Below are 13666 nucleotides of genomic sequence, written 5' to 3' on the forward strand. Positions count from 1 at the left end.
GCCGCCGCCCGGAAAGGTGCCGGGGCCGGCGGCGGCTTCACTGAAGAACCCATTGGCCGGAGGCCTACGATGACGAATCTTGATTTCAATTCCCGCGCGCAAGCCCTGCGCACCCGCAACGACGCGCTGGCCGCGACGCAACCGAATCTGCGCGCGCGCAATCTGGCGCAGGCGCTGGGCGTGTCCGAAGCGGAGTGGATTGCCGCGGGCTGTGCCGGTGTGAAGTCGACGGCGCTGCATGGCACGCCGCAAGAAATATTCCGCGAGCTGGGCACGCTGGGCGAAGTGATGGCGTTGACGCGTAACGATTGGTGCGTGCACGAGCGCCACGGCGCTTACCTGGATATCCAGGCTGACGGCCCGGTCGGAATCGTGTTGGGACCCGACATCGATCTGCGCGTCTTCTTCACTGCGTGGAAATCCGCGTGGGCGGTTGAGCAAGACGGCCGCCACAGCCTGCAATTCTTCGATGCCGCCGGCGTGGCCGTGCATAAGGTCTACCGCACCGACGCCACCGATGCAGCCGCCTACGATGCGCTGGTCGCAAAGTTCTCGGGCGATGCGCAATGGCCCGAGACCACCGCGTATGCCCCCGCCACCGATGCCGATCACGTTGACGACGCGGCCGCTTGGCGCGCGGCGTGGCTGGGCATGAAGGACACGCACGAATTCTTTCCGCTGCTGAGGAAGTTCAAGGTGTCGCGCCTGGCCGCGCTGGCTGCGGCCGGTGAAGACCTGGCGCAGCCGGTGCCGGCGGACGCCGTGGAACGCATGCTGCAATCGGCGGCGGAGTCGGGCCTGTCCATCATGTGCTTCGTGGGCAACCGCGGCATGATCCAGATTCACACCGGCCCCGTTGAGCAGTTGCGCCGCACCGGCCCTTGGTACAACGTGCTCGACCCGAAATTCAACCTGCACCTGGACACTACCGCCATCGCGTCGGCCTGGGTGGTGAACAAGCCCACGTCCGATGGCTGGGTGACCTCGCTTGAGGTCTACGCGGCGAATGGCGATCTCATCGTGCAGTTCTTCGGTGAACGCAAACCCGGCAAGCCGGAGCTGGCCGGTTGGCGCGAGCTGATGGTCAGCTTGTGCGACGCGCCGCTGGCGGCCTGAAAACGCGACGGGAATCTGCGATGAAAAAATGGTGGGCAATTGCGTTGGGCTGGGCGATGGCGGCAAGTGTGCACGCCGCCGAACCCAGCCGGGTGGTGACGCTAGGCGGCAGCGTGACGGAAATCGTCTATGGCTTGGGGCAGGGCGATCGGCTGGTGGGCGACGACCAATCCAGCCTGTACCCCGAGGCCGCCACCAAGCTGCCGCGCGTGGGCTACTACCGCGCCGTGCCGGTCGAGGGCGTGCTGTCGCTAAAACCAGATCTGGTGTTGGCGTCAGAGCAGGCCGGCCCGCCCGAGGCGCTCAAGCGTCTGGCGGGAGTGGGCGTGCGCGTCGTGACGGTGTCGGACGCGCCATCCGTGGATTCCCTGAAGTCGCGCATCCGCGCCATCGCCGGCGCCTTGGGCGTGGCGGCGGCCGGCGAGCGCATGGTGGACGACGTGACGCAAGAACTCGCGCGCGCCGAGGCCATTCCGGCCACACGCGCGCGTGCGCTGTTGCTGATCAACCGCACGGGCGCGCCGCAAGGCGCGGGCCGCGATACGGCCGCCAACGAAGTCATGCATCTGGCGGGCCTGGATAACGTGTTGCACGACCAACAGGGCTACAAGCCCTTGTCGGCCGAGGCCATGGGCGCGCTGGCGCCCGACCTGATCGTGGTGACGCAGGCGTCCTTGGACGCGGGCGGCGGCATGGAGAAATTTCTGAGCCTGCCCGGCATCGCCTCGACGCAGGCGGCGGCCAAGCGCCGCGTGGTGGTCATGGATGACCTGCTGATTCTGGGCATGGGGCCGCGCCTGCCGTTGGCGCTGACCCAGCTCAAACAGGAGGTCGCGAATGTCATGGCGCGTTAGCGCGCCCTTGGCATTGGGGCTATTGACCGCGGCGTTGGCGCTGGCGGTATTGGCCGCCACCGCCAGCGGCGCGGTCGCCATTCCGTTGCGCGAACTTCCGTCTTTGCTGTGGGGCGCTCCCACCGCAGACAACGCGCTGTGGCGCAACGTGCTGATCGACATCCGCCTGCCGCGTGTGCTGTTCGCCGTGGTGACGGGGGCGGGGCTGGCGATATCGGGCGCGGCCATGCAGGCGCTGTTCCGCAACCCGCTGGCCGAACCCGGCCTGATCGGCATTTCGGCGGGCGGCGCGCTGGGGGCGGTGGCCGCCATTGTGCTGACCTCGGGCGGCTTCTGGATCACCGCGCCGTCGGCCTTCGCCGGCAGTTTGCTTGCGACGTTGTGCGCGTACGCCGTGGGCCGCCGCGTGCCGGGCGTGGCCGGGTTGCTGCTGGCGGGCGTGGCCATCACTGCGATGTCGTTCAGCCTGATCGGCCTGTTCACCTTCGTGGCCACCGATGCGCAACTGCGCGACCTGACCTTCTGGAACATGGGCAGCCTGGGCGGCGCGAATTGGAAAATCCTGGCGTTTCTGGGGCCGTGGGTATTGCTGATGAGCGCATGGCTGATCAGCCAGTGGCGCGTGATGAACGCCTTGCTGCTGGGCGACCGCGAGGCCCAGCACTTGGGCTATTCGCTGGCGCGCGTGCGGGCGCGGCTGGTGCTGGCCAGCGCGCTGATTGTCGGGCCGCTGGTTGCGGCAACCGGCACCATCGTCTTCGTCGGGCTGGTGGTGCCGCATCTGGTGCGCATGACGCTGGGCGCGAACCACCGCTGGCTGCTGCCGGCCACCGTCATTGCGGGCGGTTTGGCGCTGGTGCTGGCGGATTGGGCGGCGCGCACCGTCGTCGTGCCGGCTGAATTGCCGATTGGTCTGGTGACGGGCTTGGTGGGCGGCCCGTTTTTCCTGTGGCTCTTGGCCCGGGGCCGGGGGATAGGCTGATGCTTACCGCACAGAACCTGATGTTATCGCGGGGCGGAAAGCGCATCCTGACCGATATCTCGCTATCGCTAGCCCCGGGCGAAGTCGTCGGTTTGCTGGGCGCCAACGGCGCGGGCAAGTCGACGTTGCTCAGCGCGCTGGCTGCCGAGCTGTCACCCGATTCAGGCCAGCTGCATCTGGGCGGGGAACCCCTGGCAGACATGGCGTTTCGCCAGCAAGCGCGCCAACGCGCCGTGCTGCCGCAAAAGCCCGGGCTGACCTTTGACCTGGATGTCAATGAAGTGGTGGCGATGGGCGCCTATCCGTTTCCGGAACTGCCGCCCGCCGCGGTCGAGGCCTTGGTTGCCCAAGCCTTGACGCTGGCCGATGCCGCTCATCTGGCCGGACGCCGTTATCCCGAATTGTCGGGCGGCGAACAGCAGCGCGTGCAGTTTGCGCGCGTGCTGGTGCAGTGCCATGCCGCGCGGCAAGCGGGCGAGGCGCGCTACCTGCTGCTGGACGAGCCCACCGCCAGCCTGGACCCCAAACACCAAACCGACCTGCTGCGCCGCGCCTGGGAATTGGCCCATGCCGGCAATACGGGTGTACTGGTGATTCTGCACGACATGAATCTGGCCGCGCGCTGGTGCGACCGCCTGCTATTGCTTAGCGGCGGCAGCCCCATTGCGCTGGGCACGCCCGAGCAGGTGCTGACGCCCGCCAATCTGTACCTGGCTTACGGCATTGACGCGCAAGTGATTCCGCATCCGCTGCAATCGGGCCGGCTGCTGGTGCTGACGTCATAAGGTGGCGGACCACAGCACGCGTCCGCCGGGCCGGTAAAATAGGCGAACTTATAGTTTCGCCTATTTCACTCATCCCCCTACAGGACCCGTGTCATGCCTACTTTTGACGTCGTCTCCGAAGTCGACAAACACGAACTCACCAACGCCATCGACCAAGCCAACCGCGAACTGTCTACCCGCTTCGACTTCAAAGGCACCGACGCCAAGTTCGAACTGGAAGGCTTTGTCGTGACGCAGGTTGCCTCCAGCGCGTTCCAATTGAAGCAGATGCTCGACATCTTGCGCGGCCGCCTGTCGGCGCGCGGCATCGACGTGCGCTGCCTGGACGTGGCCGACCCCTTGGAAAACCTGGGCGGCGCGCGCCAGAAGGTCACCATCAAGCAGGGCATCGAGCAGCCGGTGGCCAAGAAGCTCATCGCCGCCATCAAGAACGCCAAGCTCAAGGTGGAATCGCAAATCAACGGCGACAAGCTGCGCATCACCGGCAAGAAGCGCGATGATCTCCAAACCGCCATTGCGCTGTTGAAAAAGACCGACGTCGACCTGCCCTTGCAGTTCGAAAACTTCCGCGACTAAACCCTGGCCCGCCGCCATGGGGCATTCCAGCGAACTGCAACTGGTGGTGGAACTGGCGCGCGCCGGCGGCATGTCGGCCGCCGCTCGCCAGCTGGACGTGACCCCGGCGGCCGTCAGCAAACGCTTGGCGCAGATCGAGGCGCGGCTGGGCGTGCGGCTGTTCAACCGCAGCACGCGACGGCTGAGCCTGACCGCCGAAGGCGAGGTCTACCTGGAAAGCGCCCGCCGCATCCTGGGTGAAATCGAAGACCTTGATCAGCTTATCGCCAGCCGCCAGGACAGCCCGCGCGGCCGGCTGAAGGTCAATGCGCCCCTGGGTTTTGGCCGCACTTACATTGCGCCGGCCATTGCTGAATTCGCGAAGCTTTACCCCGAGGTCTCGCTGCAACTGCAACTGACCGACAGCCCGGCGGACTTCGTGCAAGACGCCTTCGACGTGGCGGTGCGCTTTGGCGACCAGCCCGACACCCGCTTGATCGCCCGCAAGATCGCGCCGAACCGCCGGCTGGTGTGCGCATCCCCCAGTTATCTGAAGACCCATGGCGTGCCGGTCACCCCGCACGACCTGACGCGGCATCAGTGCATCGTGTTGCGGCAGAACGAAGACGCCTATAGCTTGTGGCGCTTCACCAAAGGACGCCGCAGCGAAACCGTGAAGGTGCGCGGGGCTTTGAGCAGCAACGATGGCGAAGTGACGCTGACGTGGGGCCTGGCAGGCCTGGGCATCTTGCAGCGCGCCGAGTGGGACCTGGCGCGCTACCTGCGCAGCGGCCGGCTGGTGCGCGTGCTGGAAGACTATGCGCTGCCGCAAGCGGATATCTATGCCGTGTTTCCGGAACGGCATCATTTGTCGGCCAAGGTGCGCGTCTTCGTGGACTTTCTCGTTAACTACTTCCAGCAGGACGCGGACGCGCGCTGGTAGCGCCACCCGGATTTCCGTCGCGATTTTCCGGCCGCATCTTTCGGGCATCGTGGCGTCCAACGCGGCCCTCAGCCTGCCGACCACAAATGCTGCGCGGCATACGCGCGCCACGGCCGCCAAATTTCCGCACGCGCCAGCAATTGCGCGGGCGTATACGCACGCGACTCCAATTTTTCCAAGGCGCGGATCAGGCCGATGTCGGCGCTGGGAAATGCATCCGGCTCGCGCAGGCAGCGCAAGGCGATGTATTGCGCCGTCCATTCGCCGATGCCGCGTATCGCGCGCAAACGCTTGACCGCGTCGTCCAGGCTGCTGCTGGCGTCAAACAAATGCGGGTCGGCCACCGCAGCGGCGGCCACCGCCGACAACGTGGCGGCACGGCTGCGCGGCATGCCCAGCACCGCCAGCTCCGCCGGGGCCACGGCCTCGGGGGTGGGGAACACATGGGTCAACCCGTCTTCCGGCTGGGCCATGGGTGCGCCATGCGCAGCCACCAGTTTTCCGGCCAGCCGAATCGCGGCCGTGACGGTGATCTGTTGGCCCAGCACCGCGCGCATGGCGAGCTCAAAGCCGTCCCATGCGCCCGGCACGCGCAGGCCGGGGCGTGCGGCGATCAGCGCCGCCATGACCGGGTCGTGCGAAAACTGCGCGGCCAGCGCGACGGGGTCGCTGCCCAGATCAAACACGCGGCGCAAGCGCGCAATGATGGCCGGCAGCGCGTGCAGGCGTGGAAAGCGCACGGTCGCTTGCAGCGCGTTGCCGGCGCCGGGTTGCACGCTGACCGTGCCTTGCATGCCGTCCAGGCTGATCGTGCGCGTGTAGCGGCTGCCATCTATGCGTTCAATGCCGGGTATGGCGCGCAGGCGCAGGAACGCCAGCATGGCCTCCCAGTCATAGGGCGGCCGGTAGCGCAGCAGCAACTGGATTTCGCCACGCGGCCCGGCGGGCACATCGGGCTGGCCGGAGCGGCGCAAGTCGCCCGGCGTGCGGCCGAACAAGGTCAGGAAGATTTCATTGAAGCGGCGAATGCTGCCAAACCCCGACGCGAACGCGATTTCCGCCATGGGCAGGTGCGTTTCGTGGATCAGCTGCTTGGCCAGCAGCACGCGCCGGGTTTGCGCCACGGCCACGGGCGATGCGCCCAGGTGCTGGCGAAATTGGCGGCGCAACTGGCGTTCGCCTACGCCCAGCCGGGCGGCCAACGCATCCACGCCGGCCTCATCCAGCGCACCCAATTCAATCAGCCCCAAGGCGCGCGCCACACCGTCGGGCAAGTCGGGCGCGGGGCCGAGCTCGGGCGCGGTTTCGGGCCGGCAGCGCAGGCATGGGTGAAAGCCCGCCTCTTGCGCCGCGGCGGCGGTGCCGAAGAACGCCACGTTCTTCGACAGCGGCGTGCGGGCCGGGCAGACGGGGCGGCAATAGATGCCCGTCGTCTTCACGGCGGTGAAGAAGCGGCCGTCGTAACGGGCGTCTCGCACGCTGATGGCGCGGTAGCAGGCGTCGTGGTCAAGGTTCATGCCGCCATGCTAGCGCCGCGCCGCGAAGAAAATCTAGCGGTTTTCGGACACTGTTGTCGGCCTGACATTGCTGTCCGAAAACCGCCAGCCCCTCGCCTGAACCCGCCCTTATAGTGGCCGCATGTCTTTGCACCCAACGGAGCTTTTCATGAACGCCACGTCTCATCACTTCAATCTTGAACGCGTGCAAACGCCGATCGGCCTGATGCTGGTGCTGACCGATGCACAACAGCGCCTGCGCGCGGTGGACTGGCAGGATTTTGAATCGCGCATGCACACGTTGCTGCGCAGGCAGTACGGCAAAGCGGCCATCACCTTGCATGACGCCGCGCATGCCTCTCCCGCGACCCGGGCGCTTCGGGCGTACTTCGACGGGGACGTGCACGCCATCGATACGTTGGATGTCGCCACCGGCGGCACCGACTTTCAACGGCAGGTGTGGCAGGCGTTGCGCGGCATTGCGGGCGGCGCGCCCATCAGCTACAGCGGCCTGGCGCAACGCATCGCGCGGCCGACGGCGGTGCGCGCCGTGGGGCTGGCCAATGGGGCGAATCCGATTGGCATTGTGGTGCCATGCCATCGCGTGGTGGGCGCGAACGCGTCGCTGACCGGCTACGGGGGCGGGCTGCATCGCAAACGCTGGTTGCTGGACCACGAACAGAAGTGGTCGCGTGTTGAAAACACTTGTGACACGTCTGAATGACTTTGTAGCGTGTTAACGGATGCCGGGGCCTATGATGCGTTCCCTTTTACGGAGAACCGATGTTTATGTTGCGCCCCTTGTGCATGTCCGCCCTTCTTGCCGCCACGTTGATGCTCGCCGCGTGCGGCGATGACACCGCCAAGCAAGGGGCGAAGGCCCCCGAAGCCAGCACGGCCCAGGCCGAAATCATCAAGTACAACCAGTACGTTGACGCGGCCAATGGCATCACGCAGTCGTTTGAAGAAACGCTGACCCAGTACGAGCAGTACATGGTGCCCAAGCTGGCCGACAAGAAGCCGGTGAAGGACTACGTCATCGGCAATGACATCATGGTGTTGCGCACCAAGGAAAAGCTGGACAAGGCGCTGGCGATGAAGCCCGCCATTGCCGAGATCGACGCCGCCGCCAAGGAATTCTCTGATGCGTTGGGCAAGCTGGCCCCGCTGAGCGCCGAGCTGCAAAACTACGCGGCCGCCAAGACCTATGTGTCGGACAACGGCGCGCTGGCGCGTGAAAAAAGCCCCGCCTATGTGTCGGCGCTGACCGCCGCCGCGAAGGCCGAGAGCGCCTTCTACCACGGCATCTCGGTGAAGGACACGGCCAACACCAAGGAAGCGTTCGAGAAGGCCAAGAAAGACACTGTGGCGTACTACCGCGCCGGCATGGTGTATTACGCCAAATCCTCGCTGGATCAGGCCACCGGCATTTTCGACGGCACCGGCCTGGGCGACAAGAAAGACGCCTTTGCGCAGCAGCTGGACAAGCTGAACGAAATGACTTTGGGCTTTGACAAGAAGACCCGCGAAGCCGATCCGAAGGGTTGCGCCAGCACCATGATGCAGGCCAACGCCCTGCTGGCGGCGGGGCGCAAAGTGCTGGAACATACCAATAGCGGCCGCTACGAGGAAGACGCCAAGCGCACGGGCGCGTTCAAGATGATGCGTCCCACGATCGTGGACGACGCCTACGGCCTGCGCCAGAGCTTCAACAACCTGATCAACAATCTGAACGTCAGCCGCTGCTGATCGCCGCGCGCCGATCTTCAACCTGAAGTTGAAGATGTTGTGAATGGCGCTGCGCGCACAGCGCGCAGCGCTCGGTACATTGCCGACAGACCCTTATCTGCAAGGAGCCTGTCGGCCCATGAACACCTATCGCATCGCAACCATTCCCGGCGACGGCATCGGCAAGGAAGTCATTCCGGCCGGCCAGCGCATCATGCAGGCCCTGGCCCAGGCGGGTGGCCTGCGCTTTGAATTCCAGAACTTCGATTGGGGCGGCGACTACTACCGCCAGCACGGCGTGATGATGCCGGCCGATGGGCTGGACGTGCTGCGCGACAAAGACGCCATCCTTTTCGGCTCGGCGGGCGACCCCGACATTGCCGACCACATCACGCTGTGGGGCCTGCGCCTGAAAATCTGCCAGGGCTTTGACCAGTACGCCAACGTGCGCCCCACGCGCATCCTGCCCGGCATTGACGCACCGCTCAAACGCTGCACGCCCGAGCAACTGAACTGGGTGATCGTGCGCGAAAACTCGGAAGGCGAATATTCGGGTGTGGGCGGGCGCGTGCATCAGGGCCATCCCATCGAGGCCGCCACCGACGTGTCGATCATGACGCGGGCGGGCGTCGAACGCATCCTGCGCTTTGCCTTCAAGCTGGCGCAATCGCGTCCGCGCAAGCTCCTGACCGTCGTCACGAAATCCAACGCACAACGCCACGCCATGGTGATGTGGGATGAAATCGCGCTGCAAGTCAGCTGCGAATTCCCGGACGTGACCTGGGACAAGGAACTGGTTGACGCCGCCACCGCGCGCATGGTCAACCGGCCGGCGTCGCTGGACACCATCGTCGCCACCAATCTGCACGCCGACATCCTGAGCGATCTGGCCGCCGCGCTGGCCGGCAGCCTGGGCATTGCGCCCACCGGCAACATCGACCCCGAACGCCGCTACCCGTCCATGTTCGAACCCATCCACGGCTCTGCCTTCGACATCATGGGCAAGGGCCTGGCGAACCCCGTCGGCACGTTCTGGTCGGTGGTGATGCTGCTGGAACATCTGGGCGAACACGAGGCCGCGGCGCGCTTGATGCAGGCCATTGAACAAGTGACCGCGACGCCCGCGCTGCATACGCGCGACCTGGGCGGCAACGCCACGACCGATGCGGTGACCGAAGCCGTCTGCGCGTTGTTGACGGCGGGCAAGCAGGTGAAGGCGGCGTAGCAGGCGGGTTGGCACGACCACCGGAATTCGCGGCCCCGGGCATCAGACCCGCAGCGAAATTCCGGTCGTAGAACAAGAAGCGAAGTTCATTCGTATCCCAAGGAGACAAGCATGTTCAAGCGAATTTTCCGCGTGCGCACGTGGGCGGTTGCCTGCGTGTTGAGCCTGCCGCTGGCGGGCGGGGCCATGGCCCAGTCGTACCCGTCCCGGCCGATCAGCCTGGTCGTGCCGTTTCCGGCGGGCGGCACCACCGACGTGCTGGCGCGCGCGCTGGGGCAGGAACTGGCCAAGCGCCTGGGCCAGCCGGTGGTGGTGGAAAACAAACCCGGCGCAGGCTCGACCTTGGGCGCGGACTACGTAGCCAAGGCGGCGCCCGACGGCTACACCTTGCTGATGGGCGCGGTGCATCACACCATCGCCACCAGCGTGTACAAGAGCCTGCACTATGACTTCCAGAAAGACTTTGCGCCGGTGACGACGGTGGCGCTCGTGCCTAACGTGCTGGTCGTCAACCCGAAACTGGACGCCAATACCGTGCAAGCGCTGCTGGCCTTGGCGAAAGCCGCGCCGGGCAAGCTCACCTATGGATCAAACGGCATGGGCACCGGCCAGCATCTGATTGGCGCGCAGTTTGAACACGCGGGGCAGGTGAAGCTGCTGCATGTGCCGTACAAGGGCAGCGGGCCGCTGACGACGGACTTGCTGGGCGGCCAGATCGATATGTCGTTCGACACCATCACGCCCGTGCTGGCGCATATTCAGAGCGGCAAGTTGCGCGCGCTGGCGGTTACGACCAATCAGCGTTCGGCGGCATTGCCGGACGTGCCGACGATGGAAGAGGCGGGCATCAAGCCGTTCAACATGGGGACGTGGTTTGGCGTGCTGGCCCCGGCCGCCGCGCCCAAGGAGGTGGTGGCGCGGCTGAATGCCGAGATGGTGAAGATTATTCAGTCGCCGGATTTCTCGCGCCGCATGGCGGAGATTGGCGCGGTGCCGATTGGCGACACGCCGGACCAGATGCGTGCCCGCATCGGCGCCGACACCGAGAACTACGCGAAGCTGGTGAAGGACGCCAAGGTGGCTATCAACTGAGCGTGAGCTACGCGCGTATCCAGCCGCGCGCAATCGGCAGCGCCAGCACTTTGCGATAGATGCCTTGCGCCACCAACGTCAACGGCGCGCCAATGCGGTTCCACACCGGAGCCGCGATGGCCGCCGCGACGGGCGCCAGGATCAGCCCGCCCACGATATCCAGCGGGAAATGCACGCCCAGGTATACGCGCGACGTGCCGACCACCACGGCGCCCAGCAAGGCCACCACGCCCCACGCCGCCCAGCGCCGATCAAAGATCAGCGCAAAGGCGAACGTGGCGATGATGATGGTGTGGTTGCTGGGGAAAGACGAGGTCGGCTTGTGCGGGAAGAACGCCTGCCCCAGCCCGATCACGAACGGACGCGGATGCGGCCACAGCAGGCCGCACGCATAACTGGCGACCAGCGCCACGCCTATGCTGGCCAGCACTTTCAGGGCCAGATTGCGTTGCGCTTCACCGCCCCACAGCCACATCGCCGCCAGCACGGCGGGCACCAGCAGGATCAGCTGATTGGCCACCAGCATGGCGCCGTGTATCCGCCATACGGGGGTGGCCGGGTCGGCATTGATCAGAAGAAAAAGGGACTGGTTGAAGCTTTCCAGGAAATCCATGACACGTCATCGCGGCGTAATAATCAATAGCCGCGATGGTAAAGGGGTTTCCCGTCAGTCCGCTTACAAAATGCGGCGGAGTACGCCCTTTTACTTCTGGATGCGTTTGCCGTTGGCGTCGATGACCGCTTCGCCGTCTTCCTTGGTGAACGCGCCTAGCTGGGGCGAGGGCAGAATGTCCAGCACCAGCTCCGACGGGCGGCACAGGCGCGCGCCCAGCGGCGTGGTGACAAAGGGGCGGTTCAGCAGAATCGGGTGCTGTGCAATGGCGTCCAGCAGCGCGTCGTCAGACAAGCTCGTGTCGTCCAGGCCCAGCTCTTGGTAGGGCGTGCCTTTTTCACGCAGCGCGTCACGCACGCTGATGCCGGCCTTTTTGAACAAGGCCTTCAAGGTGGCGCGCGACGGCGGCGTTTCCACGTACAGCACCACCGTGGGTTCGATGCCGGCGTTGCGGATCAGCGCCAGCGTATTGCGGGACGTACCGCACTTGGGGTTGTGATAGATGGTGACGTCTGACATGGAAGGCTCCTGAATAGCGGTGATTCGTCATGCAAGACGGTGAGCATAGTGCATTGGAGGGGGCGCCGAGCGGCCGCGCCCAGCCGCATGCCCCTTAGCCGCGCAGCTTCTTGCCCAGCCGCCGCCACCCGATCACCACACCCGTCAGGCTCAGCGCCGCGCCGCCCAGGCTCAGGAAAATCAGCAAGGCATCCCAGAGCGGCCGGCGCGACAGCAGGCCCGTCCAATCCCAGCTGTGCAAAAAGGCGAACAGCCAGCGGCTGACGCGGGTGCTGCGGTCTTGCCGGCCCTGGATCTGGCCGGTGTGCGGGTCCAGATAGACCCAGGTGGCCTGCGGGTTGTCGTACACCAGCCGCCAGACGGGCAGCGGCTTTTCAACATGGCCCAGCATGGCGTGTTCGTCGCGCGCGTAGTAATACACGTCGTACTGGCGCAGCACCTGCACCTCGCGCAGCGTCGCGCCGGGCAGCAACTGCGTGGCGGCCTGGCGCAGCGTGGCTTCATCAAAGGCGTAAGGCGCGGCTTGGGTGGCCGACAGCACGTGCGGCGCGCCCGACGCGCCGCGCGCCAGCACCACGTCCTGGCCGGCATTGCGCGCCCAGCTCAACTCACGCGGGGCGGCGGGCAGGGCGGCGATCAGATCGCGGGGGGATGCCAGCGGCGCGTCGGCCGTTGCAGTGGCCGGCCTTGCCGCTGACGCCGCCGCTGACCCTGCCGTTGCCCCAGCCGTTGACGCCGCCGTTGCCCCCGCCGCATACGCGCTGCGCGCCAGCGGGGCGGCGGTGCTGGTGAACACCTTCCACGGGTTCATCGACATCAGCCCGCTGAAAATCCACGTGATGGTGATGGCGGCAAACAGCAAGCCGCTGATGTGATGCCAGCGCATCATGTTGTCGCGGTAGGGCGAGCGGCTGCCGCTGGCGTAAGGCCGCGAAAACCGCCAGCGCAGAATGCCCACGATGGTGCCCGTCAGCGCCAGCACCACGCCCGCCACCGACAGCCACACCACGATGTCATGCCACCACGGGTCCAGCGCATTGCCGCGGAACATGTACAGCCAATGGACCCACGCGCCCACATAGTTCCAGGCGCGTTCGTTGCGGGTGGCGTCCAGCACCACCGCGCCCGTCGCCGACGATACGTACAAGCGCGTGCGCGCCGGGTCGCTCATGTCGATGCGGTGCAAGGGGCGATGCACATCCAGCGCGCCCGAGTGCGTATAGACGTCTTCGTCCACCAGCCCGTCGTAATGCGCGGCGTACTTGCCACCGAACCAGGCAAGCGCCGTGGCCTGCGCTGCCGTGGCGTCCGCCCTGGGCAGCAGCAGGCCGGTGGCGGCGTCGACGACCTTGGGCGCGACGGGGCTGGAATTCGGGGCTGAACCCGGCGCGGAACCCGGCGCTGAACCCGGCACTGAACCCGCCACTACGTACACCGGCGCGCCGCCCCGGCTGGCGGACAGCTGCAAGCCGGGCGCGTCTGCGCGCGTTTTCCCGGCCGCCGCCAGCGCCTGTTCGGGCGTGATGGCGATCCGCGCGGCGTCCAGCGGCGCCAGATGCGTCAGGCGTTCGTGCGGCGTGAGCTTGGGATAGCCCACATACATCATCACCACGCCGCTCACGAACCACATGGCGAAGAACAGGCACAGCACGACGCCCGCCCAGCGATGGATCAGATACAGCCAGCGCTTGGCGCGCGTGGACAGTGGCGGCCCGGCGGGGCGAGCGGAAGAACGGGGCGATGTGGCGCTCATGGCAT

Annotated in this window: 14 protein-coding genes; 10 read left to right on the top strand and 4 right to left on the bottom strand. The window is 66.1% G+C overall.

Annotation, left to right across the window (positions count from 1 at the left end; translation table 11 throughout):
• Window positions 1–69 precede the first annotated feature (69 nt).
• From ACFZAI_RS05555 to ACFZAI_RS05580, 6 genes are all read left to right on the top strand, one after another.
• Complete coding sequence (locus ACFZAI_RS05555; RefSeq protein ID WP_391565968.1) at window positions 70–1116, top strand: hemin-degrading factor; 1047 nt, start codon at window positions 70–72, stop codon at window positions 1114–1116.
• 20 nt (window positions 1117–1136) lie between these two features.
• Window positions 1137–1970: a hemin ABC transporter substrate-binding protein gene (locus ACFZAI_RS05560; RefSeq protein WP_391565970.1), complete on the top strand. Its 834-nt coding sequence runs from the start codon at window positions 1137–1139 to the stop codon at window positions 1968–1970.
• Complete coding sequence (locus ACFZAI_RS05565; RefSeq protein ID WP_391565971.1) at window positions 1954–2952, top strand: FecCD family ABC transporter permease; 999 nt, start codon at window positions 1954–1956, stop codon at window positions 2950–2952. The genes ACFZAI_RS05560 and ACFZAI_RS05565 overlap by 17 nt, the downstream gene beginning before the upstream one ends.
• A complete protein-coding gene (locus ACFZAI_RS05570) occupies window positions 2949–3737 on the top strand; it encodes a heme ABC transporter ATP-binding protein (protein ID WP_391566279.1) in 789 nt (262 codons plus the stop codon). The genes ACFZAI_RS05565 and ACFZAI_RS05570 overlap by 4 nt, the downstream gene beginning before the upstream one ends.
• 93 nt (window positions 3738–3830) lie before the next feature.
• The gene (locus tag ACFZAI_RS05575; RefSeq protein WP_006222631.1) at window positions 3831–4313 is read left to right on the top strand and encodes a YajQ family cyclic di-GMP-binding protein; all 483 of its coding nucleotides are present in this window, start codon (window positions 3831–3833) and stop codon (window positions 4311–4313) included.
• Between the two features lie 16 nt (window positions 4314–4329).
• The gene (locus tag ACFZAI_RS05580) at window positions 4330–5235 is read left to right on the top strand and encodes a LysR family transcriptional regulator (protein ID WP_391565972.1); all 906 of its coding nucleotides are present in this window, start codon (window positions 4330–4332) and stop codon (window positions 5233–5235) included.
• 68 nt (window positions 5236–5303) lie between these two features.
• On the opposite strand, the gene ACFZAI_RS05585 is transcribed toward ACFZAI_RS05580, so the two are convergent.
• Window positions 5304–6752 carry an AlkA N-terminal domain-containing protein gene (locus tag ACFZAI_RS05585; RefSeq protein ID WP_391565973.1) on the bottom strand — a complete coding sequence of 483 codons (1449 nt, stop codon included), beginning with the start codon at window positions 6750–6752 and terminating at the stop codon, window positions 5304–5306.
• 148 nt (window positions 6753–6900) lie between these two features.
• On the opposite strand from ACFZAI_RS05585, the gene ACFZAI_RS05590 reads away from it, so the two are divergent.
• The 4 genes from ACFZAI_RS05590 (at window position 6901) to ACFZAI_RS05605 (ending at window position 10776) form a co-directional block, all read left to right on the top strand.
• Window positions 6901–7455 (top strand): methylated-DNA--[protein]-cysteine S-methyltransferase, encoded by a 555-nt coding sequence (locus tag ACFZAI_RS05590; RefSeq protein WP_391565974.1) that lies wholly within the window; start codon window positions 6901–6903, stop codon window positions 7453–7455.
• Window positions 7456–7538: 83 nt separating this feature from the next.
• Window positions 7539–8480, top strand: coding sequence for a DUF3829 domain-containing protein (locus tag ACFZAI_RS05595; protein WP_391565975.1), 942 nt, complete (start codon window positions 7539–7541; stop codon window positions 8478–8480).
• 118 nt (window positions 8481–8598) lie between these two features.
• Window positions 8599–9684, top strand: a complete 1086-nt coding sequence (locus ACFZAI_RS05600) for a tartrate dehydrogenase (protein WP_391565976.1) — start codon at window positions 8599–8601, stop codon at window positions 9682–9684.
• A 111-nt stretch (window positions 9685–9795) separates the two neighbouring features.
• On the top strand, window positions 9796–10776 hold the full coding sequence (locus tag ACFZAI_RS05605; RefSeq protein ID WP_391565977.1) for a Bug family tripartite tricarboxylate transporter substrate binding protein: 981 nt from the start codon (window positions 9796–9798) through the stop codon (window positions 10774–10776).
• A 7-nt stretch (window positions 10777–10783) separates the two neighbouring features.
• Here ACFZAI_RS05605 and ACFZAI_RS05610 read toward each other — a convergent pair whose 3' ends face one another.
• From ACFZAI_RS05610 to ACFZAI_RS05620, 3 genes are all read right to left on the bottom strand, one after another.
• The gene (locus ACFZAI_RS05610) at window positions 10784–11389 is read right to left on the bottom strand and encodes a phosphatase PAP2 family protein (RefSeq protein ID WP_391565978.1); all 606 of its coding nucleotides are present in this window, start codon (window positions 11387–11389) and stop codon (window positions 10784–10786) included.
• Between the two features lie 90 nt (window positions 11390–11479).
• Window positions 11480–11908, bottom strand: coding sequence for an arsenate reductase (glutaredoxin) (arsC, locus tag ACFZAI_RS05615; protein ID WP_391565979.1), 429 nt, complete (start codon window positions 11906–11908; stop codon window positions 11480–11482).
• 94 nt (window positions 11909–12002) lie between these two features.
• Window positions 12003–13661 (bottom strand): PepSY domain-containing protein, encoded by a 1659-nt coding sequence (locus ACFZAI_RS05620; protein ID WP_391565980.1) that lies wholly within the window; start codon window positions 13659–13661, stop codon window positions 12003–12005.
• Window positions 13662–13666 lie beyond the last annotated feature (5 nt).

The sequence above is a fragment of the Achromobacter sp. NPDC008082 genome (genome assembly GCF_042957345.1).
GTDB lineage: Bacteria > Pseudomonadota > Gammaproteobacteria > Burkholderiales > Burkholderiaceae_B > Achromobacter > Achromobacter kerstersii_A.

Bases quoted from the DNA above. Each gene is read 5' to 3' on its own strand.
- ACFZAI_RS05555 (WP_391565968.1), top strand. From the start codon at position 70: ATGACGAATCTTGATTTCAATTCCCGCGCGCAAGCCCTGCGCACCCGC.
- ACFZAI_RS05610 (WP_391565978.1), bottom strand. From the start codon at position 11,389: ATGGATTTCCTGGAAAGCTTCAACCAGTCCCTTTTTCTTCTGATCAAT.
- ACFZAI_RS05620 (WP_391565980.1), bottom strand. From the start codon at position 13,661: ATGAGCGCCACATCGCCCCGTTCTTCCGCTCGCCCCGCCGGGCCGCCA.
- arsC (WP_391565979.1), bottom strand. From the start codon at position 11,908: ATGTCAGACGTCACCATCTATCACAACCCCAAGTGCGGTACGTCCCGC.
- ACFZAI_RS05595 (WP_391565975.1), top strand. From the start codon at position 7,539: ATGTCCGCCCTTCTTGCCGCCACGTTGATGCTCGCCGCGTGCGGCGAT.
- ACFZAI_RS05590 (WP_391565974.1), top strand. From the start codon at position 6,901: ATGAACGCCACGTCTCATCACTTCAATCTTGAACGCGTGCAAACGCCG.
- ACFZAI_RS05580 (WP_391565972.1), top strand. From the start codon at position 4,330: ATGGGGCATTCCAGCGAACTGCAACTGGTGGTGGAACTGGCGCGCGCC.
- ACFZAI_RS05575 (WP_006222631.1), top strand. From the start codon at position 3,831: ATGCCTACTTTTGACGTCGTCTCCGAAGTCGACAAACACGAACTCACC.
- ACFZAI_RS05600 (WP_391565976.1), top strand. From the start codon at position 8,599: ATGAACACCTATCGCATCGCAACCATTCCCGGCGACGGCATCGGCAAG.
- ACFZAI_RS05585 (WP_391565973.1), bottom strand. From the start codon at position 6,752: ATGAACCTTGACCACGACGCCTGCTACCGCGCCATCAGCGTGCGAGAC.
- ACFZAI_RS05565 (WP_391565971.1), top strand. From the start codon at position 1,954: ATGTCATGGCGCGTTAGCGCGCCCTTGGCATTGGGGCTATTGACCGCG.
- ACFZAI_RS05560 (WP_391565970.1), top strand. From the start codon at position 1,137: ATGAAAAAATGGTGGGCAATTGCGTTGGGCTGGGCGATGGCGGCAAGT.
- ACFZAI_RS05605 (WP_391565977.1), top strand. From the start codon at position 9,796: ATGTTCAAGCGAATTTTCCGCGTGCGCACGTGGGCGGTTGCCTGCGTG.